At 74.5% G+C, this 20,445-nt stretch carries 22 protein-coding genes; 2 read left to right on the forward strand and 20 right to left on the reverse strand.

The window, feature by feature from the left end; translation table 11 throughout:
* Positions 1–19: 19 nt before the first annotated feature.
* Positions 20–1,018: an aldo/keto reductase gene (locus ACWEOZ_RS16705; protein ID WP_451911565.1), complete on the reverse strand. Its 999-nt coding sequence runs from the start codon at positions 1,016–1,018 to the stop codon at positions 20–22.
* Positions 1,019–1,120: 102 nt separating this feature from the next.
* On the opposite strand from ACWEOZ_RS16705, the gene ACWEOZ_RS16710 reads away from it, so the two are divergent.
* A complete protein-coding gene (locus ACWEOZ_RS16710) occupies positions 1,121–1,984 on the forward strand; it encodes a helix-turn-helix transcriptional regulator (RefSeq protein WP_451911566.1) in 864 nt (287 codons plus the stop codon).
* On the opposite strand, the gene ACWEOZ_RS16715 is transcribed toward ACWEOZ_RS16710, so the two are convergent.
* The 18 genes from ACWEOZ_RS16715 to ACWEOZ_RS16800 all read right to left on the reverse strand — a co-directional run bounded on the left by ACWEOZ_RS16715 (position 1,956) and on the right by ACWEOZ_RS16800 (position 18,019).
* Complete coding sequence (locus ACWEOZ_RS16715) at positions 1,956–2,732, reverse strand: class I SAM-dependent methyltransferase (protein WP_451911567.1); 777 nt, start codon at positions 2,730–2,732, stop codon at positions 1,956–1,958. The two genes, ACWEOZ_RS16710 and ACWEOZ_RS16715, sit on opposite strands and share 29 nt — an antisense overlap.
* Entirely contained in the window at positions 2,719–3,798 is a 1,080-nt protein-coding gene (locus ACWEOZ_RS16720; RefSeq protein ID WP_451911568.1) for a radical SAM protein, read from the reverse strand. Before ACWEOZ_RS16720 ends, ACWEOZ_RS16715 begins: the two co-directional genes overlap by 14 nt.
* The gene (locus tag ACWEOZ_RS16725) at positions 3,795–4,547 is read right to left on the reverse strand and encodes a class I SAM-dependent methyltransferase (RefSeq protein ID WP_451911569.1); all 753 of its coding nucleotides are present in this window, start codon (positions 4,545–4,547) and stop codon (positions 3,795–3,797) included. The genes ACWEOZ_RS16720 and ACWEOZ_RS16725 overlap by 4 nt, the downstream gene beginning before the upstream one ends.
* Positions 4,544–5,038 carry a hypothetical protein gene (locus ACWEOZ_RS16730; protein ID WP_451911570.1) on the reverse strand — a complete coding sequence of 165 codons (495 nt, stop codon included), beginning with the start codon at positions 5,036–5,038 and terminating at the stop codon, positions 4,544–4,546. Before ACWEOZ_RS16730 ends, ACWEOZ_RS16725 begins: the two co-directional genes overlap by 4 nt.
* Positions 5,038–5,499 carry a hypothetical protein gene (locus ACWEOZ_RS16735; RefSeq protein ID WP_451911571.1) on the reverse strand — a complete coding sequence of 154 codons (462 nt, stop codon included), beginning with the start codon at positions 5,497–5,499 and terminating at the stop codon, positions 5,038–5,040. The genes ACWEOZ_RS16730 and ACWEOZ_RS16735 overlap by 1 nt, the downstream gene beginning before the upstream one ends.
* Before the next feature lie 65 nt (positions 5,500–5,564).
* Positions 5,565–6,080, reverse strand: a complete 516-nt coding sequence (locus ACWEOZ_RS16740) for a GNAT family N-acetyltransferase (RefSeq protein WP_451911572.1) — start codon at positions 6,078–6,080, stop codon at positions 5,565–5,567.
* Positions 6,077–6,637 carry a helix-turn-helix domain-containing protein gene (locus ACWEOZ_RS16745; RefSeq protein ID WP_451911573.1) on the reverse strand — a complete coding sequence of 187 codons (561 nt, stop codon included), beginning with the start codon at positions 6,635–6,637 and terminating at the stop codon, positions 6,077–6,079. Before ACWEOZ_RS16745 ends, ACWEOZ_RS16740 begins: the two co-directional genes overlap by 4 nt.
* A 25-nt stretch (positions 6,638–6,662) precedes the next feature.
* The gene (locus ACWEOZ_RS16750; protein WP_451911574.1) at positions 6,663–7,073 is read right to left on the reverse strand and encodes a ChaB family protein; all 411 of its coding nucleotides are present in this window, start codon (positions 7,071–7,073) and stop codon (positions 6,663–6,665) included.
* Positions 7,074–7,106: 33 nt separating this feature from the next.
* Positions 7,107–8,084 (reverse strand): DNA topoisomerase IB, encoded by a 978-nt coding sequence (locus ACWEOZ_RS16755; protein WP_451911575.1) that lies wholly within the window; start codon positions 8,082–8,084, stop codon positions 7,107–7,109.
* Positions 8,068–9,003 carry a glycosyltransferase family 9 protein gene (locus ACWEOZ_RS16760; protein ID WP_451911576.1) on the reverse strand — a complete coding sequence of 312 codons (936 nt, stop codon included), beginning with the start codon at positions 9,001–9,003 and terminating at the stop codon, positions 8,068–8,070. The genes ACWEOZ_RS16755 and ACWEOZ_RS16760 overlap by 17 nt, the downstream gene beginning before the upstream one ends.
* Positions 9,000–9,683: an SDR family oxidoreductase gene (locus ACWEOZ_RS16765; RefSeq protein WP_451911577.1), complete on the reverse strand. Its 684-nt coding sequence runs from the start codon at positions 9,681–9,683 to the stop codon at positions 9,000–9,002. Before ACWEOZ_RS16765 ends, ACWEOZ_RS16760 begins: the two co-directional genes overlap by 4 nt.
* Positions 9,680–11,071, reverse strand: a complete 1,392-nt coding sequence (locus tag ACWEOZ_RS16770; protein ID WP_451911578.1) for a PfkB family carbohydrate kinase — start codon at positions 11,069–11,071, stop codon at positions 9,680–9,682. The genes ACWEOZ_RS16765 and ACWEOZ_RS16770 overlap by 4 nt, the downstream gene beginning before the upstream one ends.
* Complete coding sequence (locus tag ACWEOZ_RS16775) at positions 11,068–11,691, reverse strand: D-sedoheptulose-7-phosphate isomerase (protein WP_451911579.1); 624 nt, start codon at positions 11,689–11,691, stop codon at positions 11,068–11,070. Before ACWEOZ_RS16775 ends, ACWEOZ_RS16770 begins: the two co-directional genes overlap by 4 nt.
* The gene (locus tag ACWEOZ_RS16780; protein WP_451911580.1) at positions 11,691–12,914 is read right to left on the reverse strand and encodes a glycosyltransferase; all 1,224 of its coding nucleotides are present in this window, start codon (positions 12,912–12,914) and stop codon (positions 11,691–11,693) included. The genes ACWEOZ_RS16775 and ACWEOZ_RS16780 overlap by 1 nt, the downstream gene beginning before the upstream one ends.
* A complete protein-coding gene (locus ACWEOZ_RS16785) occupies positions 12,905–13,828 on the reverse strand; it encodes a glycosyltransferase (protein WP_451911581.1) in 924 nt (307 codons plus the stop codon). Before ACWEOZ_RS16785 ends, ACWEOZ_RS16780 begins: the two co-directional genes overlap by 10 nt.
* Positions 13,825–15,417 (reverse strand): HAD-IIIA family hydrolase, encoded by a 1,593-nt coding sequence (locus tag ACWEOZ_RS16790; RefSeq protein WP_451911582.1) that lies wholly within the window; start codon positions 15,415–15,417, stop codon positions 13,825–13,827. The genes ACWEOZ_RS16785 and ACWEOZ_RS16790 overlap by 4 nt, the downstream gene beginning before the upstream one ends.
* Positions 15,381–16,379, reverse strand: coding sequence for a glycosyltransferase family 2 protein (locus ACWEOZ_RS16795; protein ID WP_451911583.1), 999 nt, complete (start codon positions 16,377–16,379; stop codon positions 15,381–15,383). The genes ACWEOZ_RS16790 and ACWEOZ_RS16795 overlap by 37 nt, the downstream gene beginning before the upstream one ends.
* Positions 16,376–18,019 carry a carbamoyltransferase family protein gene (locus tag ACWEOZ_RS16800; protein WP_451911584.1) on the reverse strand — a complete coding sequence of 548 codons (1,644 nt, stop codon included), beginning with the start codon at positions 18,017–18,019 and terminating at the stop codon, positions 16,376–16,378. The genes ACWEOZ_RS16795 and ACWEOZ_RS16800 overlap by 4 nt, the downstream gene beginning before the upstream one ends.
* Before the next feature lie 150 nt (positions 18,020–18,169).
* Between ACWEOZ_RS16800 and ACWEOZ_RS16805 the strand changes: the two genes are divergently transcribed.
* Positions 18,170–19,576, forward strand: coding sequence for an aldehyde dehydrogenase family protein (locus ACWEOZ_RS16805; RefSeq protein ID WP_451911585.1), 1,407 nt, complete (start codon positions 18,170–18,172; stop codon positions 19,574–19,576).
* Between the two features lie 3 nt (positions 19,577–19,579).
* Here the strand turns inward: ACWEOZ_RS16805 and ACWEOZ_RS16810 are convergent, their stop codons facing one another.
* The gene (locus ACWEOZ_RS16810; protein ID WP_451911586.1) at positions 19,580–20,410 is read right to left on the reverse strand and encodes a glycosyltransferase family 2 protein; all 831 of its coding nucleotides are present in this window, start codon (positions 20,408–20,410) and stop codon (positions 19,580–19,582) included.
* Between the last annotated feature and the right edge of the window lie 35 nt (positions 20,411–20,445).

Genomic DNA, 20,445 nt, shown 5'->3' on the forward strand with positions numbered 1-20,445 from the left:
CCTCACAGAATGGACGAAGCTAGTTGCCCACGCCGAGGGAAGCCATGAAAGCCGCGGGGTAGCGGTCGCCGCGGGCCGCTCCCGCCGGCACCGCCTGCTCGATCTCGGCGAGGTCGTCCGCCGTCAGGGTCAGCCCGGCCGCGGGCAGCGCCTCGGCCAGCCGCTCCCGGGTGCGCGCCCCGGCCAGGGGCACGATGTCCGGTCCCTGCGCCGCCACCCAGGCGATGGCCAGCTGCGCGACCGTGCAGCCCTTCGCCCCGGCGATCCGGCGCAGCGCCTCCACCAGGGCCAGGTTGTGCTCCACGTTGCCGTCGGCGAACCGCGGGCTGAAGCTTCGGCTGTCGCCCGGGCCGGCCGAACGTCCGGCGGACCAGTGCCCGGAGATCAGGCCGCGGCCCAGGACACCGTACGCGGTCAGCCCGATCCCCAGGTCCCGCAGCGTGGGCAGCACCTCGGCCTCCACCGCCCGGGACAGCAGTGAGTACTCGATCTGCAGGTCCGCCACCGGGTGCACGGCATGGGCCCGGCGGATCGTCTCCGCGCCGACCTCCGACAGGCCCAGGTGCCGCACGTAGCCGGCGTCGATCATCTCCTTGATCGCCCCGACGGTGTCCTCGATCGGCACCGCCGGGTCCAGCCGGGCGGGACGGTAGATGTCGATGTGGTCGACGCCCAGCCGGGTCAGCGAGTAGGCCAGGAAGTTGCGGACAGCCTCGGGGCGGCTGTCCTGGCCGCCGAAGATCGTGCCCGGCCCCCGCTGCATGCCGAACTTGACGCTCAGCTGGTAGCTGTCCCGGTCGCGGCCGCGCAGGGCCTCGCCGAGCAGTAGCTCGTTGTGGCCCATGCCGTAGAAGTCGGCGGTGTCGATCAGGGTCACTCCCGCGTCCAGCGCGGCGTGCACGGTGGCGATCGCTTCCGTGCGGTCGGTCGCGCCGTACGCGCCCGACATGCCCATCGCGCCCAGGCCCAGCGTGGAGACGGCCGGCCCGGTCCTGCCCAAGGTTCGTGTCTGCATCATGGCTCAACCGTGGACCCGGTCCGGCCCGGGCGGGAGCGGAGCGTTCATCGTGGGAGAGCCGCTCCCTGGATACGCGGGCCCGGCGCGGAGCACCATGACGTCATGCACCGTGACCAGCTCGCCGACTTCCTGCGCCGGCGCCGCGAGGCCGTCCGGCCGGCCCAGGTCGGCATCGCCGAGGGCCCGCGCCGCCGCACCACCGGCCTGCGCCGCGAGGAGGTCGCCATGCTGGCCGGCATGTCGGTCGACTACGTGGTACGCCTGGAGCAGGGCCGCAGCAGTCAGCCCTCGACCCAGCTGCTCGGTGCGCTGGCCCGGGCCCTGCGCCTGTCCGGCGACGAGCGTGACCACCTGTTCCACCTGGCCGGGCACCGTCCCCCGCCGGCCGAGGGCATCGCCGGCCAGGCCCGCGCCGGGCTGGTGCGCATGCTCGACCTGCTCGGTGACACCCCGGCCATGGTGCTGTCCGACCTCGGCGAGGTGCTCGCCCAGAACCGCGCGTCTCTGCTGCTGGCGGGCGACCTCACCCGGTTCCCCGGCGACCAGCGCTACGCCGTGTACCGCTGGTTCACCGATCCGGCCACCCGCCGCGCCCACGCCGACGACGAGCACCAGGAGCACAGCCGCCGGCTCGTGGCCGATCTGCGCGCGACCGTCGGCCGCCGGTCCGGAGATGCCGGCGTCGCCGGGCTGGTCGACCGGCTGGCGGCGGCGAGCGCCGACTTCCGGCGGCTCTGGGCCGAGCACGAGGTGGCGGTGCGGCGCATGGACCGCAAGACCTTCCGGCATCCGCGGGTGGGCCGGCTGCGGATGGACTGCGAGACCCTGGTCACCCCGGACCTGGGCCAGGAGCTGGTGGTCCTCACCCCGGCCGACGACGAGGCCCGCGAGCGGCTGGCGCTGCTGCGCGTGCTCGGCATCCAGGAGTGGCCCACGGCTACGCCGGTGCCGGACGACGGCCGGTGACCAGCAGCTGCTTGCCGGTGTCGGCCAGCAGGGGCGACTCCAGCAGGTGACGTTCCAGCTCCAGGTGGGCGTCGCGGTCGGTGGTCAGCCGGCGGGTGAGCTCGGCGCGGCCCAGCGGTGTCGCCGTCACCAGCAAGCCGCGGGCCCGGATGTCGGTCAGGCCGGCCGCGGTGAACGCCGCCTCCAGCCGGGCCCGGTCGAGCAGGTGCAGGTCGGCTTCCAGGCCGTGCTGGCACCACACGCCGCGCCGGGTCGTCAGCCGTTGCCGGGCCTCCTGCTCGCGGCCCTCGCGTAGCAGTTCCAGGACCAGGGCGACCAGGGAGTCGGCCAGCACGGCCAGGACGCCGCCGGGACGCAGCCAGCCGGCCAGGTGGGCGATCGCGGCCTCGGGGTCGTCGGTGTACTGCAGGGAACCCATCGCCAGCACCATCCCGGCGTCCGGCGGCAGCCGCACGTCGGTCATCGACGCCTCGACGAGGGTGAGACCGGGGTCGTCCGGGTGGCGGCGCAGGGCGGCGATCATGCCCGGGGACTGCTCGACGCCCGTCACGTCGTACCCCAGGCTCCGCAGCCGGCGCGCCCAGCGCCCGGCGCCGCAGCCGGCGTCGACGATCCGGTCCGGCGGTTCCGGCAGCAGGGCGACCGTCTGCTCCCAGGCCAGGTCGTCGTAGGCGCGGCGGTGCGGGACGGCGAAGTGCTCCTCGTAGCCGTCGGCGAGCGCGTCGTAGAGGGGTTCACTGGGCCGCAAGGGACCTCCGTCCCACGCGCCACTGCAGGTCCGCGAGGTACGTGCCGGGCCGCCACCGCAGGTTGAGGCTGTAGTTGCTGCCGCAGCCGACGCACTCCTTGCGGAACAGCTTGGCGTGCTCCTCGCGGTATTCGGGGGCGTCGACGATGGCGGCCAGCGACCGGGAGCGGACCGTGGCGGTGGGGTCGTGGGCCCAGCACCCGCCGACCTGGCCCTGCGAGTGGATCATCAGCTTGAGCTGCGACTCGGCGCACGGCAGGTCCCGTTGCACCAGGTCGCTGAAGTGGCCGCGCAGGTAGCGCAGGTCGGAGTAGCGCGGCAGCCAGCGGCGGTCCCGGCGGGCCAGCTCCTCCAGCTCGGCCAGGGCGGCGTCGAGGCGGTCGCGGTCGACGGCGGTCTGGTCGGTCACCGCGTCCGTGCGGAACAGGAACGTGCGGTCGGTGACCAGGTTGAGGTAGAGGGCGACGCCGAGCTCCTGGGCCAGGGCGGCGATGGCCGGCAGGCTGTCCACGTTGTCGCGCATGACGGTGAAGTTCATCCGCACCTTGAGCCGGTGCCGGTCGCGCTGGGCGATCAGGTGCCGCAGGTGCTCGGTGGTGGTGGCGAAGGCGCCCAGGCGGCCGCGGATCCGGTCGTGGACCAGGGCGGTCGGGCCGTCGACCGAGACGTTGAAGCTGCGGACGCCCGCGGCGATGACCTCGTCCAGGACGGCCGGGGTGAGCCGGATGCCGTTGCTGTTGAGGTGCAGGTGGCGTACGCCGGCGCTGCGGGCGTACGCCATCAGCGCGATCGCGTCCGGCCGGATCAGCGGCTCCCCGCCGGTGAAGTTGACCTTGTGGATGCGCAGCGCCACGAGCTGTCGCAGCACGTCCTGCCATTCCTGGGTGGACAGCTCGCCCTTGGTGTTCGAGGTCCAGCAGCCGCAGCTGGTGCAGCGCAGGTTGCAGTTGTCGGTGAGGAACAGCTCGGCGACCAGCGGCCGTACGTGCAGCCGGGGCGCGAACCGTTCCTTGACCGCCAGCCGGCCGAAGAACGCCGCCAGCCGGGCCTTCTCACCGAGGGTCATGGCAGTCTCCTCGCCGCGACGAACAGGTTGGCCGAGCGGAACAGCCGCCCGTCCAGATGGATACCGCGCTCCAGCAGCCGGCGCAGCGGGCCGCCGGTGAGCAGTGCGGGGATCTGCAGCCAGCGCCAGAACAGGTTGGCCCCGGTCACGACCACGGGCTCGAAGCCGTTGTCCCGCAACAATCGCAGCAGTTGCGGCGTGCGGTAGTTGGTGTGGCGGTCCTTGCCGACGGACATGTCGCCCCGCAGATCGTTGGCCAGGTCGGTGAAGCGTTCGTGGTAGGTGCGGGCGCCGAAGCGGCGGGTGTAGACCCAGCGGTGCAGCCGCGGCAGCCGGAACTTGGCGTCGTCCGGGTCGAGGAACGAGAAGACGTGCCGGCGCGGCACGGTCACCACCAGCAGCCCGCCGGGGACCAGGATGCGGTGCGCCTCGGCCAGCAGCTCGGCCTCATCCGGTACGTGTTCGAGCATGTCCAGCGCGCTCACCGAGTCGTACCGGGCGTCGGGCAGCTCCAGCGGGGCGCCCACGGTCAGCTGATGCAGAGTCAGTCCGGGGTGCCGGGCCCGGACCTCCGCCAGGTAGCCGGGGTGCGGGTCGGCTCCTTCCGCGACGACGGTGCCGCGGGCGTGCAGCACGCCGAGGAAGTCGCCGGTGCCGCAGCCGAGGTCGAGGTGCCGTCCGGTGCGCCCGTCGAGCTGCTCCCAGGCGAAGGCGTACCGGTGCAGCGGATGGCCGGCGAACGGGTTCACCGCACCAGCCGCCCGCACAGTTCGTCGAGGACGGCCACGAGCCGGTCGTCGGAGACCGCCGGTGGCAGCGGGCGCTCGGCGAGCAACCGCCGCGCGTCCTCGCCGTGCCGGGCGACCGCTGGGCGCAGCTCGGCGACGTCCCAGACCGCGATCACCCGTCCGGTCCGCTCCTCGGCCCGCAGGTATGCGACCTGGTGGTCGTTGCCCATCTCGCCGCGCGCGGCCTCGCGCGCCACCGCCACCGGCACGCCGCCGAGCCGCTGCACCAGCCGCACGGTGTTGCCGGCATGGGTGAGCACGACGTCCGCGGCGGCGAGCCGTTCCTGCAGCTCGTCCAGCGGCAGGAACGCCGCGTGCGGGCAGGGCGGCACGACGGTGGAGGTGCCGGTCTGGGCGAACACCTCGTGCTCGGCGCACAGCGGGGCCAGGGCGGCGATGAGCCGGTCGAAGGGCCACGGGCCCATCCCGACGGTGACCAGGACGCGGGCCATCAGTAGAGCTCCCCGATCAGCACCGCGCGGCGGCGGGTCTCCAGCAGGACCGGCCGCTGCACCAGGACGGCGGCGGCGAGCCGGGCGCAGATCCGGGCGGCGGCCCCGGGCGGACCGGTCATGTTGAACGTCTCGAGCCACAGAGCGGGCACGCGCAGCAGCCGGGCCGCGAGGAAGAACCCGACGGCCACGCCGGTGCCGGCCGACACGATGACGTCGGGCCGCTCCGCGCGCAGCAACCGCAGGGCCCGCCAGGTCGCCGGGACGACCCGCAGCTTGGTGCCGGTGGTCAGCTCGGGACGCCAGTGCACCCGCTGGCCGGTCAGCGCGACCTCGGTGTCCGGGGCCGGCACGGCGACCCAGACCGGGTCGTGACCCTGCCACCACGGTCGCAGGGCGAGCAGATCCAGCAGCACACCGCCGCTGCTGGAGACGAGGAGCACCCGATAGCGCCGGCCCATGGGGCGTCAGGCTAGCGCAGCGCCCGCCCCGGCCCCTCCACTGTGGAAAGGCGGATTTCCGACAGTCAGCCGAGCTTCTTGAAGAAGAAACTGCAGTCCCGGAGCTCGCCGGCCGGGTCGGCCGCGTAGTCCGGGACCATGCCGTACCGGTGCCAGCCCGCCGACTCGTAGAGCCGTTCCGCCGCGCTGGCCGTCTCCGTGTCGAGCAGCAACAGGGTGATCCCGGAGGCGGCGGCGGCCTCCTCGGCGGCGGCGAGCAACCGGCGGCCCAGACCGTGGCCCCGCGCGTCGCGGCGCACGGCCAGCTTGATCACTTCGGCCCGGTGCCGGGCGTTGGGCTTCTCCGCGTACGCCAGGCTGATCGTGCCGGTGACGCCGGCCGGACCGGTGCTGATCCACACGGCGAGGCTGCCGTCGGCGACCGCGCCGGCGCGGGACTGCCACCAGGCAGTGGCCGCTGCGTGGTCGAAATCGGCCAGGAAGCCCACGGAGGCGCCGCCGGTCACGGCGTCGACGAGCAGACCGGCCAAGGCCGGCAGGTGAGCGGCGAAGTCGTCGCCGGTGAGCCGGGTGACGGTCACGGCAGCACCACGAAGACGGCGTAGCGGACCGGGCCGGGACCCGGGTTGTGGAAGCGGGTCGGGCCCCACAGGCGGAACCGCAGGCAGTCCCCCGCGTCGAGGTGGTGCGGGGTGCGGTCGTCGGTCAGCTCCAGCCGGCCGTCGAGCACCCACACGTGCTGCTCCATGCCGGTCACCGGCGGCGCGTCGTAGGAGATGTCGGCCCCGGGGTCGAGGACCCCCTCGATCAGCTCGCCGCGCAGGCCGGCGTGCGGCGGGGAGACGCTGCGGCGGGTGAAGCCGGCGGACTCGTCGCGCCAGAGGGCCTGGTCCGCGGCCCGGACCACGGCGGGCGGCTCGGCCTCGACCTCGGCCAGCAGGCGGGACATCGTCCACCCGTACGCGGTGCAGAGCTTGCCGAGCAGCGAGGCCGTCGGGCTGATCTCGCCGCGTTCCAGGCGTGACAGCGTGGAACGGCTCACGCCGGTGCGGCCGGCCAGGTCGTCCAGCGACCAGCCGCGCGCGACCCGCAGCTCGGCGACGCGCGACGCCAGCCGCTCGTCCAGGGCATCTCTCATATCCGGGATGCTATCCCAGATCTGGTCAGTCGTTGCGTTCGGCCTTCAGCGCGCGCCGGCTGGCCGCGTCGTTCGCCTTGCCGATCGCCTCGACCAGCTCAGCCTTGGTCATCCGGGAGCGGCCGGTCACGTCCAGCCGCTTGGCCACCTCCAGCAGGTGCTTCTTGCTGGCGTTGGCGTCGACGCCGCCCGCCGTGGGACGGTCGGTGTCGACACCACCCTCGGCCTGCGCGTCGCTCGGACCGCGCTGCTCCTTGGGCTCCCAGTGATCGCCGACCTTCTCGAACGAGTGCTTGAGCGACGACAGGGCGGTGCGGTGCGCGCGCTCACCGTCGCCGTACTGCTCGACGGCGCTGTCCAGGGTCGCCGCGTAGGTGTCCTGGGCCTTGCGCGGCGACCGCTTGATGGTGCTCGGCAGGTTCTCGCGTGCGGGCATACCACCGGGTTTCCCGGGGGCCGTGGCGCGAAACTAGTCCGAGAGCATGTCCAGCACCGCCTGCTCGACCGGCTCGTCCTGCGGCACGGTCCGGCCCTTCTCGAACTCTTCCACCACGCGCGGGTCCACGTACGAGCTGCGAGCCACCGCCGGAGTGTTGCCGAGCATCTCGGCGACCTCCTTCATGGCGTGCGAGACGGCCTTCTTGCGGGCGGTCTTCGTCTTCTGCGGCCCGGCGGCGGCCAGCTCCTCAGCGGCCTTCACCGTGCCGTGCCAGGTGCGGAAGTCCTTCGCGGTCATCTCCTCGCCGCTGATCTCCCGCAGGTATGCGTTGATGTCGTCGGCCCGGATGTCCCGCCACCGCCGCCCGGCCGGGTCCCAGTACGCGAACAGCCGCTGCGCCCCTCGCCGGCGCCGCTTGAGGTCGCGCAGCACCTGGCAGACCTCGCCGTCCCCGACCGGATTGGCGTGCTCGACCCCGGACTTGCCGGTGAACTCCAGCACCACGCAGCCGCCCCGGACCCGGACGTGCTCGGGCAGCAGGGTGGACAGGCCGTAGGAGGGGTCCTCGTCACGGCGGGCGTACTGGTCGCTGCCGACGCGGAACATGCCCATGTCGAGCAGCCGGGCCACCGCCGCCAGCACCCGCTCGCGGGTCAGCCCCCGCCCGCTGAGGTCGGTGCAGAGCCGCGAGCGCATCTCCGGCAGCCGCTCGGCGATCTCCAGCGCGTGCTCGAACTTCTTCTCGTCGCGGGCGGTACGCCAGTCCGGGTGGTAGAGGTACTGCTTGCGGCCCGCGGCGTCCTGGCCGGTGGCCTGGATGTGCCCGCGCGGATCGGTGCTGATCCACACGTCGGTCCACGCGGGCGGGATCACCAGTTCCTTGATCCGGGTGACGGCGTCCTGGTCGCGCAGCGTCGTGGTGCCGTCGGTGTCGAGATAGCGGAAGCCCTTGCCGGACCGGCGCCGGCCGTAGCCGGGCTTGGTCAGGTCGCTACGCCGCAAACGCATGGCGCGCCTTCTCCGCCTCGCCGGCCGCCGCGAGCACCTCGTCGACGCTGACCCGCAGCAGCGCGGGATGGACCCCGGGGTCCATGGTGTCGCCCCGCTCGGCCCGGGTGCCGTGCCAGATCGCCCGGTGGTACGCGCGGTCCGGCGGCGGCCCCCAGCGGCGTGGCGGCACCGGCCCGAACAACACCACCGACGGCGTCCGGTACGCGGTGGCCAGGTGCGCGATGCCCGTGTCCCCGCTGACCAGCAGCCGCGCGTGGGCGACCAGCGCGGCCAGCTCATCGAGGCCGGTCCCCCCGGCCAGCACGGCAGCCGGCGGCAGGCCGGCGTCCCGCGCCACCGCCAGGGCGAGCTCCCGCTCCCCCGCCGAGCCGGTGATCACCACATCGTGGCCCCGCTCGGCCAGGGCGCGGGCCACCGCGGCGAAGTGCGGCCAGCGGCGCGCCGGGGACTTGGCCCCCGGATGGATGATCGTGACCCGCCGCGGCCCGTCCACCGCGGGCACGGCCAGGGACAGGTCACCGGGATCGGCCCGTACGTCGTAATGGCTCAGCAGCCGGCACCAGCGTCGCACTTCGTGCTCCTCCTCGGCCCAGGTCGGGCCGTCGAGATGCCCCGCGCCGGCGTTGGCAAACGCCCACAGCCGTACGGGGGCCAACGCCTGCAGCAGCCGGTGCGACTCCGGTCCGCTCCCGTGCAGATTGACCGCCAGTTCCGGGGCCGGCACGGCCGGCGGCGCGGTCAGCCCGTCGGTCACCACGATCCGGTCGACGCCGCCGATCAGCTCGATCAGCGGCGTCAGCCAGGCCGGTGCGGCCAGGGCGAGGGTCCGGTCCGGGAACGCGGCCCGCAGCCCCCGCAGGGCGGGCACGCCCGCGGCGAGGTCGCCCACGCCGAGGGCGCGCAACACCAGGATCACGGGTACGACGTCTCCTGCTCGGCCGCGATGATGAGCTCCCGCACCGCGCTGCCGGCCGGCTGGGTCAGCGCGAACATGATCGCGTTGGCCACGTGGGCCGGGTCGTTGAGGATCGCGTCCGGGCCGGGCTTGTACTGCTCGTCGCGGTCGTCGAAGAACTTCGTCCGCATGCCGCCGGGGATCAGCAGCGTGACGCCGACCTGTCCGGCCAGCTCGGCGGCGAGGGAGCGGGTGAAGCCGACGACGCCGAACTTCGCGGCGCAGTACGCGGTGGCGTCGCTGACCGCCTTGATGCCCAGCGTGGAGGCGATGGTCACGACGGTGCCGTGGGACTCCTTGAGCGCGGGGATGGCCGCCCGGATGACCGCGGCGGTGGCCAGCAAGTCGATCATGACAATCCGGTCCCAGGTCTCGCCCGGGATGTCGGCCAGCGCGCCGGGCACGTCCATGCCGGCCGCGGTGACCACCCCGTCGATGCTGCCGCCGGCCTGGGCGATGACCTCGCGGGTGGCGGCCTCGGCGGCCCGGGTGTCGGCCAGGTCGCACTCGACCCACGGGACACCCTCGGCGGGCGGCTGCCGGTCGATGACGAACGGGCGGCCGCCGGCCTTGAGCACGGCGTCCACGACGGCGGCGCCCAGGCCGCTGGATCCGCCGGTGACGATGACAGCGTCGGTCATGAGTTTCCTTCCGAATGGCCGCGCGCGGCGGCGATGGTCCTGGTGGTGGAACGGCCGTCGAGATAGGGGACGATGACCGTCTGGCCACCCCAGCGGTGCATGAGCTCGGCCTCGGGCAGGTCCGGCCCGCCGTCGGCGTAGTCGCCGCCCTTGACCCAGATGTCCGGGCGCAGCCGGGCCAGCACGGCCTCGGGCGTCGGCTCGTCGAAGACCACGACGGCGTCCACGCAGTCGAGGGCGGCCAGCAGCCGGGCCCGGTCACCCTGGCCGGTGAGCGGCCGGTCGGGGCCCTTGAGGGCGGCGACGCTGGAGTCGGAGTTGAGGCAGACGACCAGGCAGTCGCCCAGCTTGCGGGCGGCCTGCAGGGTCGCCAGGTGACCGATGTGCAGCAGGTCGAAGCAGCCGCCGGTGGCCACGACCGTGCCGCCCTGGGCGCGGACCCGGGAGATCACCCGGCTCGCCTCCTCGGTCTGCCGGTCGGGCTTGTCGGCAGGCGGGGCGAGGGCGACGGTGACGCCGCCGGCCGCCACGTACTCGGTCGCCGCGGTCACCGCCTGCTGGACCGCCTCGGAGACCAGCGCGCCGGAGGCCAGGGCCAGCGCGGCGGTCGCGGCGAACCGGTCACCGGCACCGCAGGTGTCCCCGTCGGCGGCCCTCGGGGCGGGCACGACCAGCGGCGTCGGCCCGGCGTGACACAGCACCGCGCCGTTCGCGCCGACGGTCACGGCGACCGCACCGGCCCGCCAGCGCTGCCGCAACTGCTGCCCGGCACGGTGCACAGTGCTCAGCATCGGCCCGGAACCGGCGTCGTCGGCCAGCTTGCGGACCTCGGCCTCGTTCGGGGTCACCAGCCGCACATTGGGCACCGGGGCCGGCCCGTTCGGGTGCGGATCCCAGACCACGGGCGCCTTGGCCTCCTGCAGCGCGGTACGCAGCCGGGGGTTGCGGGCCACGCCCCGGCCGTAGTCGCTGACCAGGATGGCCGAGGCTTCCTTGAGCACCTCGAGGGCGGCCTCGCTCGGGTCACCCGGTGCCACCGGCTCGCCACCCCGGTCGAGGCGCACCAGCACCTGGCCGTCGGCGCGCAGCCGGACCTTCTCGGCGGTCGCCCCCGGCAGCGGCAGCGGGTAGACCGCGATGCCGGCCTCGGTCAGCAGCTCGCAGAGCCGGCTCCCGGCGGCGTCGTCGGCGATCGCGGTGACCAGAGCGACGTCGTGACCCTGACCGGCGGCCAGCAGTGCGGCCAGACCGGCCCCGCCCGGCCGGTCGGTGACGGACTCCTCGTCCAGCACCGGAGCGGGCGCGTCCGGCGCGACCCGCCGCACCGTCCCCTCGACGTCCCGGTCCAGCAGGGTGTCCCCGACAATGACCAGCAGCGGCCCGTTCATGACGCCAGCACCGGCTGCATGCGCCGCGCGGGTCGCGCCGGTGCTTTTCCCAGCACCACCGGCAGCGCCCGGTCCAGGTGCTCGCACATCACGTGGACCGAGATCAGGTGCAGCTCCTGGACCACCTGCGAGTCCGGCGACGGGCAGCAGAGCGCCTCGTCGCAGGCATCGGCGAGCGGGTTCGGGCCCGGCCCGCACATCGCCCAGGTCCGCACGCCGATCTCGCGGGCGGCGTCGGCGGCGGTGAGCAGGTTCGGGCTGCGGCCGCTGGTCGACAGCAGCAGCAGGACATCACCCGGGCGGCCGTGGGCGCGGACCTGGCGGGCGAAGATCTCGTCGAAGCCGTAGTCGTTGCCGATCGCGGTGACCGCCGACGAGTCCGGGGTCAGTGCGATCGCCGACAGCGGCATCCGTTCGTCGCGCAGCCGGCCGACCAGCTCGGCCGCGAGGTGCTGGGCCTCGGCCGCGCTGCCGCCGTTGCCGGCGATCAGCAACCGCCCGCCGTGACCGAGGTGCCGGGCGAGCTCGCCGCCCCAGCGGGCCAGCCGGTCGGCGGCCGCCGCGCGGTACGGCAGCAGCGCCGCGGCCAGGCCGGTGAGGTGTTCGTCCAGGAGGTCCATCAGGCGACTGCCTCTCGGGTCTGGTCCTCGGCCACGGTGCGGCCGGTGACTGCGGCGTAGACGGCGGCGAGCCGGAGGGCCACGTGCCGCCAGGAGTAGGAGTGGGTGGCCCGGTCGACGGCGGCCGCCGCGTAGGAGAACCGGCGCACCTCGTCGGTGACCAACCGGCGCAGCGCCGACGCGAGCGCCCGCGGGTCCCGGGCCGGCACCAGGTCGCCGGTGATCCCGTCGACCACGGTGTCGGTGAGCCCGCCGACGGCCGTGGCGACCACGGGCACCCCGCAGGCCATGGCCTCCAGCGGGGTCAGGCCGAAAGGCTCGTACCAGGGAGTGGCGGCGAGCAGGTCCGCGGAGCGGTACCAGCGCGGCATGTCGGCGGCGGCCACGGCACCGGCGAGCCGGACCCGGTCACCGACCCGGCTGCGCTCGGCGAGGGCGCGCAGCTTGCGGGCGTACGGGTGGTCGTCGACCGACCCGTCCGGCGGTCCCCCGACGATGACCAGCTCGGCCCCGGGCACTGCCGGCATCGCGCGGATCAGGTCCTCGTAGCCTTTGCGCTCGACCAGCCGGCCCACCGTGATGATCCGCGGCACGTCCGGGTCGCGGGGCTCGGCCGGGCCGTCCGGGCGGAAGCGGCCGGTGTTGACGCCCGAGGGCACCAGCGCCATCCGGGATCGGGGCACGCCCATCCTGATGAGCTCGCGGACCTCGTCCTGGCACTGCACGACGACCCGGTCGACGACCCGGCCCAGCTGGCGTTCGTAGGCCACCCGGTGCGCCGGGCTGGTGTCGGCGGCGCCCTGGTGACGGCGCTTGACCGAGCCGAGCGCGTGATAGGTCTGCACGACCGGCACGTCGCAGGCCCGTCCGGCGGTCACGGCGGCCAGCCCGCTCATCCAGAAGTGCGCGTGGGCGACGTCCGGCAGCCAGTGCTCGCGCCAGTCGGCCGCCATCCACTCGGCGAAGTCACCCATGAACGGCAGCAGGTCGTCCTTGGGCAGCACGGTGGCCGGTCCGGCCGGCACGTGCACGACCTGGAAGCCGTTGGCCGGGACCACCCGGGGCTGGTCCGGGCTCTCCCGCCGGGTGTAGACCCGCACCTCGTGGCCCTGGTCGACCAGGGCGGCGGCGAGTTCGGCGACGTGCGCATTCTGGCCGCCCGCGTCCACGCCACCGAGGGCGGAGAGCGGGCTGGCGTGCTCCGAGATCATCGCTATGCGCATGTCTCCTCCTCCAACAAGCGGTCCCAGTCCGCGAGGAACCGGTCCAGGCCGTAGCGGGCCAGCGCCACCTGGCGGGCCCGGGCGCCGAGCAGGCGGGCCTGCTCGGGCTCCTCGATCAGCCAGTGGGCGGCGTCGACCAGCGTGTCGACGCGGGTGGCGAGCACCCCGGCGTCGTCCGGCACGGCGGCGATCGCCTCGGTGGTGGCCAGTGCGAGCACCGGCATGCCGATCTGCATGGCCTCGATCAGGCTGAGCCCCAGCGAGGTCCACCGGCACAGGTGCAGGTACGCCCGCCGCTGCGCGATCTCGGCGTGCATCCGGGCCTGCGGCGGGTCGTCGTAGGTGGTGACCCCGTCCAGGTGCAGGCCGGCGACGCCCATGCCGTACACGTCCAGGGGGGCCACCGCCGCGAACCGGGGCATCAGGTCGGTGCCGGTGACCCGGTTGCGGCGGACCGGCTCGTTGGTGACCACCGCGAAGCGGTCCAGCTCGCCGGTCCAGCGCGCGGCCGGCTCGACGATGCCGTGCTCGATCACCGTGGTCCGGGTGCCGCCGACGTCCCAGAACAGGTCGTTGAAGTGGGTGACGTGGGCGACGACCAGGTCGTCCCGGTCGGCCATCGGGTGCCGGCTGTTCGGCACGTCGCCCTTGGGAGTGTTGTGCTCGACGTAGATCTTCGGCACGTCCAGGTGCGCGACCCGGTCGAGCTCCTCGGGCCGTTGCAGCACGACGACGTCCACGTCGCGCACGTCGGCCAGGTCGACCTCCTCGACGGAGGCGGGCCAGTCGAAGGTGCGGGCCCGGCCGCGGCCCCACTCGTCGCGGGCGGCGTTGACGGGCACGAGGTAGCGGTGCTTGCCCTGGACGAACGACGTCGTCCAGGAGCCGTGCACGTGCCAGAGCAGGATGTTCACGCGGCTACCTCACTGATGACGGGAACGGGGACACCGAGCAGGCGTACGGCGGCGACGACCTCGGCCGGATCGATCCGGGTCAGGCACGGGTGGCCCGGCACGGGACAGACCGCGGCGCGGGTGTCACGGCAGGCCGCGGCGGGATCGCCGAGGCGCACGTAGGGCACCCGGTACGGGCCCCACTGACCGAACGGGACGGTGGGTGCGTAGAGGCTGACGACGGGGGTGCCGGCCGCCGCGGCGAGGTGGGCCGGGCCGGTGTTGCCGACCACCACACAGGACGCCCCGGCGATGATCCGGGTCAGCTCGGCCAGGCTGGTCGGGCCGGCCGGCGTACCCACGGCGGCGGCCAGCTCCTGCTCGTCCGGGCCGCCGGTCACGACCACCCGGTGTCCCGCGCGCTCCAGCGCGACGACGATCGCCCGCATGGTCTGCGGCGGGCAGGCCCGGGCGTCCACGGAGGCGCCGGGGTGCACGACAACGTAGTCACCGGCGGTGTCCGGTGCGTCCACCCGGACCCGCAGGGCGCCGTCGTCACCGTCCGGCAGGGCGAAACCGGCGGCTGCCGCGACCGAGCGGGCCCGCTCGGCCTCGGGCACCCCCACCGGTACGCGGTGCCGCACGTCCAGCAGCGAGCCGGGATAGTCGTCACTGATCGCCGTGATCCGCCCGACCCCGGCCGTCCGCAGCAGCAACGCCAGGGGCAGGGCGGACTGGTGGAACGAGGTGAAGACCACGGCCTCGTCGGCGCCGACAGCGGCGAGCCGGGCGACCAGGTCACCGGCGAAGTCCGGGCCGACCGGGGCCGGCTCCGGGTCGATCCACGGCAGCCGGGCCTCGATGATCTCGTCGACGCCGGGCAGCAGCTCGGCGGCGGCCCGCCCGCGCGGCCCGCAGAGCAGCACGACCCGGTCGGCGCCGGCCGCGACGGCCCGGATGCCCGGCCCGGTGAGCAGCACGTCCCCGGCCGAGTCGGACCGCACGACCAGCACGGTGCCGCCCGGCCGGCGCGGCTCGCGCGGGGTGACCAGCGCCTGACGCTCGAGGATGAGGTCGACGGCACCGGTCAGGTCGGCGGCTCGCGCGGGCGCCGCGGCGACCTCGAGACTCAGCGTCACGGCGGTCGGCACGATGATCCCGGTGGCGCCGGCCGCCCCGGCGGCGACCATGTCCCGGCCGATGTCCCCGACGACGACACAGCGCGCCGGGGTCGTGCCCAGCGTCGCGGCGGCCGCCAGCACCAGGCCGGGGGCGGGCTTGCGGCAGGCGCAGCCCGCGGTGTCGTCGTGCGGGCACACCTGCCAGGTGTCGAACGGGCCGAGCAGCTCCTCGACCCGGGCGTTGACCGCGGCGAGCTGCTCCGCGGTGAACAGCCCCCGGGCCAGGCCGGACTGGTTGGTCACCACGCCCAGCCGCAGCCCCGCGGTCCGCAGCCGGTCCAGCGCCTCCCGGGCGCCCGGCATCGGCTCGACCAGCGCCGGGTCGCCGTTGTAGGGCACGTCGACAATGAGAGTGCCGTCCCGATCGAACAGGACGGCATCGAAGAGAGCGGTCACGGCGCGTTCTCCAGGGGACGCGCGCCCCGCCATATGAACCAGCCGTGCACCCAGTGCGCGACGGCCACGGGCGGGATCGCGGCGCTGGTGGCGAGCATCGTGACCACCTCCCGGCGGTCCCGGGGACCGGGCTTGATCCGGGCGGCGGCGAACTCCGCGGTCCCGGCACCCCAGGCGGCCGCCGCGGCGGCGGCCACGGTCAGTGCTCCGCGTCTCCGGGTGAGCAGGGCGGTGGCCAGCGCGCCGGCGGCGAGGGTGCCGGCGGCGGTGACGGCCAGGTGCCGGGGGCGGCGGCCGGGCGGGATGTCGAGCCGGCCGCGCCAGCCCGGGCCGTACAGGCGACGCAGCAGCGCGTCGTCGGCGTTGCCGCGCTGGGTGCGCACGCTGACCCAGCGGTCCTCGGGACGGACCGGGTGGGTGACCGTCCGCGCGCCCCGGACCAGGTCCCAACCCGCCGCCCGCACCCGGTACGCCAGCTCGGCGTCCTCGCGGAAGGCCCGGGGCAGCCGCTCGTCGAAGCCACCGGTGGCCTCCAGCGCGGCCCGCCGGTACGCCATGTCGGCGGTGATCCAAGCGCCGTCCGCGAGCGCCGCGGTGACCCGTTCCCAGTCGGTCGGCCGTCGGTCCTCCGGCAGCGGCACGCGCAGCCGGCCCTGCACTCCCCCGGTCGACGCGGAGGCGCCGGTGAGGTCGGCGGCCAGCCGGACGAACCAGTCCGGATCGGGCAGCACGTCGTCGTCGAGGAACGCCACCCACTCGTGGCTCGCGGCGTGCCAGCCGACGTTGCGGGCGGCGGCCGGACCGGCGGCCCGGCCGGTGAGGATCTTCGCGTCGACGCCCGGCGGGAGCTCGAGCTCCTCGGCCCGGGCCGGGCGGTCGTCGACCAGCAGCAGCTCCACCGGCAGCGGGGCCGGGGCGCCGGCGGCCAGGGCGCTCAGCAGGGCGGTGAGGCTGGGCCGGCCGAGGGTCGGGACGACGACGGAGACTCCGGTCATCGGCCGCCCCCGAAGGCCGCGGCGCGGTGCACCGCGAACGGCCCGAGAGCCAGCAGGTCGACCGGGGCGGAGCCGAACAGCTCCATCGCCTCGCGCGGAGTGTCCACCATGGGCCGTCCGGCGGTGTTCAGGGAGGTGTTGACGACCACCGGCAGGCCGCTGAGCCGCTCGAACTCGGCGAGCATCTCGGCCACCAGCGGCTCGGTCTCGGTGTGCACGGTCTGCACCCGGGCGGTGCCGTCGACGTGCACGACGGCCGGGATCCGGTCCCGCCACTCGGGCTTCACCTGGTGCACGAAGAGCATGTACGGGCTCGGGTAGACGCCGTCGAAGATGTCGGCGAAACGCTCGGCCCGGACCATCGGCGCGATCGGGCGGAACTGCTCGCGGCCCTTCACGTTGTTCATCCGGGTCTGGGTGTCCGGGTCGCCGGGGTGGGCCAGCAGCGACCGGTGGCCCAGGGCGCGGGGGCCGTACTCGCTGCGGCCCTGGTACCAGGCCACGATGCCGTTGTCCGCGAGCACCCGGGCGGCCTCGGCGGCGATCGACTCCGGCCGGGTGTACGGCAGGGCGGCCCGCTGCAGCTCGGCCTCGAGCTCCTCGTCGCTCCACCCCCGGCCCAGGTCGGCCCCGGCGAACGGCACGACCGGACCGGCCTCGCGGGAGACGCTCAGCGCGGCACCCAGCGCGGTGCCGGAGTCACCGGCGGCCGGCTGCACCCAGACCCGCTCGTACGGGCCCTGCGCCGCGATCCGCGCGTTGGCCACGCAGTTGAGCGCGGTGCCACCGGCCATGGTCAGCGTCTTCGGGCCACCGGCGGCGTCGTACGTCCACCGGGCCAGGTCGAGCATGACCTCCTCGAGCCGGGCCTGCACGCTGGAGGCCAGGTCGGCGTGCGCGTCGGTCATCTCGCCCTCGGCACTGCGGGCCTTGGCCAGCGCGGACCAGTCGATGCGCTCGACGGTGAAGCCGCCGTCGTCGTTGGCGTGCACGAGCTCACGCAGCAGCGGCAGGAACTTCGGCGTGCCGAACGAGGCCAGCGCCATCACCTTGTACTCGTCGCTGGAGTGCAGGAAGCCCAGGTGCCGGGTCAGGTCCTCGTAGAGCAGGCCGAGCGAGTGCGGCAGGCCCTGTCCGGCGAGGACGGTCAGCTCGCCGTCGCGGTAGACGCCGGACAGGTGGCTGGCCACCTCACCGCGCCCGTCGAGGACCAGCACGGCGCTGTCCTCCTCGACGGCGAGGCCGGCCGAGGCGGCGTGGGCCACGTGGTGCGGGACGAAACGGACATGCTCCGGGTCGAGCCCGGGCAGTGCGGCGGCCAGGAACTGCGGCGCCCGCCGGGCGTAGTCGACGCGCAAGTGGTCCCACGGGTCGGCCAGGCCGAGCTCGGCGGCGTCCCGGGTCAGGCCGGGATCGAACGAGTACGCGACCGCGTCCAGGTCGCCGGGCTTGAGGCCGGCGCTCTCCAGACACCAGGCGGCGGCGAGCTCGGGCAGCTCCCAGGCGGAGAACGGCACCGGCCGCTTGCCGTGCTTGCGCCGGCTGAACCGCTCCTCCTCCGCGGCGGCGACCACCTGGCCGTCGACGACCAGGGCGGCGGCCGGATCGTGGAAGATCGCATTGATACCGAGGACACGCATGGCGCCCCGGGTACCCCGGCCCTATCGAGTTATTCGCTAGATCACTGACTTCTTCACGACTTCTTCAGCACTTCTTCAGAGGCCTGCGACCTGCACTGATAAAGGACGACGCCGCGTTTGCGAAGCCGGCTGATGGGCAACCGGCGAACCATGCATGACGTCGGACAACTCATCGGTGGAACCTGGACACCCGGCAGCGGGAGCGGCCGGCTGACCGTACTGAACCCCGCGGACGGCACTCCCGTGACCAGCGTCGCGATCGCCTCGGAGGCCGATGTGGCCGCCGCGGTGAAGGCCGCGCGCGACGCCGCCCCCCTCTGGAGCCGGACCGCCGCGGGCGCCCGGGCGGCTGCCCTGCACGCGGCGGCGGACGCGGTCGAGGCCGCCGCGGACGAGCTCGCCGAGCTGATGAACGCGGAGATGGGCAAGCCCGTCGACGGCGCGAAGGACTCGATCGGCGCGGGCGTCGGCACTCTGCGCCAGTACGCCGAGCTCGGACCCACCCACCGGGGCCGGGCCCTCGCCGGCAACGACGAGGCGATCGACCTGATGGCGTACGGGCCGCGCGGGGTGGTGGCGGTAGTGACGCCGTGGAACGACCCGGTCGCCGTCTCCTGCGGCCTGCTCGGCGCGGCCCTGGTGACCGGCAACACGGTCGTGTACAAGCCGAGCGAGCGCACCCCGGCCACCGGCCGGCGCCTCGCCCAGCTCCTCGCCCCGCACTTCCCGGACGGAGTGTTATCGCTGCTCAGCGGCGACGGCACGGTCGGAGCGGCGCTGGCGTCGGCGGAGGTGGACGTGGTCGCGCACGTCGGCTCGACCGCGACCGGCCGGGCCATCGCGGCGGCCTGCGCGACGACCGGCGCCAAGGCGCTGCTGGAGAACGGCGGCAGCGACCCGCTGATCGTCGACGCGGACGTCGACCCGGCGTGGGCGGCACAGCAGGCGGCGCTCGGCTCCTTCGCCAACTCGGGGCAGATCTGCGTGGCCGTGGAACGGATCTACGCGCACCGTGACATCGCGGACGCGTTCCTGCACGAGCTGGCCGAGCAGGCGAGGACCTGGGCGGGCGACATCGGGCCGCTGGTCGACACCCGGCTCCGCGAGGCGGTGCACGCCCAGGTCAGCGCGGCGGTGCAGGACGGCGCGCGGGTGCTCACCGGCGGCGAGGTGCCGGACGGACCGGGCGCGTACTACCCGCCGACCGTGCTGGCCGACTGCACCGACGACATGGCTGTGCTGCGCGAGGAGACCTTCGGCCCGGTCGCCCCGGTGATGGTCGTCGACTCGTTCAGCGAGGCGCTGGCCCGGGCCGCGGAGTCGCCGTACGGGCTGGCCGCGACGGTGCTGACCGGCTCGATGAGCCACGCCCAGCAGGCCTGGCGGGAGCTGCCGGTCGGCACCGTCAAGGTCAACGCGGTCTTCGGCGGCGCTCCCGGCGGCGCGGCGCATCCGCGCGGCGGCAGCGGGCAGGGCTTCGGGTACGGCCCCGAGCTGCTCGACGAGCTGACCGTCATGAAGGCGGTCCACCTGGAGGCCCCGCCCGCCGGGTGGTGATGCCTACCGGGTGGTGAGGACCCGCAACGCGTCCTCCACAGTGTCCGGAAGTGGCCGGCGCCGGCGCAGCGCCCACGGGAGCAGGCGCGCCGCGTCGGCCACACCCCGCCGATCGTCCCGCCAGGCCGACACCGCGGTCTTCGCCACCACGGCCGGCGGGCGGCGCAGCAGGGCGGTGAGCACCCGGTTGCGGGCCTCGATGCGGTGCCGGGCGCTGTTGTCGCGGCCGGTCGGCAGGGGCAGGTGGCGCACCGTCAGCTCGGGTGCGTAGATCTGCAGCCAGCCGGCGGCGGCCAGGTCCATGGCCAGCAGGGCTTCTTCGCCGTACACGTGCAGTTTGGGGTTGAAGCCCCCCACCTGCAGGAACGCCTCCCGCCGGACCGCGACCGCGCAGGCCAGGAAGCCCAGCACGGCCGGCCCGGGCGCACCCTCGGGGACTCCGAGGGGTGCGGCGGCCATGGCCTCGGAGACCGGGTCGACGCGGGAGTGCGGCCCGACCAGCACCCGGGCGCTGAGCAGACCGACCCGCGGGTGGTCGCGCAGCAGCGCGGCCGCGCCGGCGAGCGAGCCGGGCTCCCAGTACGAGTCGTCGTCGGCGAACGCGACATACGGGGTGCGAGCCAGCTCCACGCCGACGTTGCGCGCGGCGGCTCCCCTGTTCTCACCCAGGCGCACCACGGTGACCTGCGGGAAGGCAGCCTCGATGGCGTCCGGGCTGCCGTCGTCGGAACCGTTGTCGACCAGGATGACCGGGCCCTCGTGGTGCGGGATGGTCTCGAACAGCCGGGCGCGCCGGTTACGGGTGGCCACCACGACGGTGACTTCGCTGATCATCGCAGCGGCCTACCCGCACCGGCCCGGGACGAAAC

The organism is Actinoplanes sp. NPDC004185 (assembly GCF_053603475.1).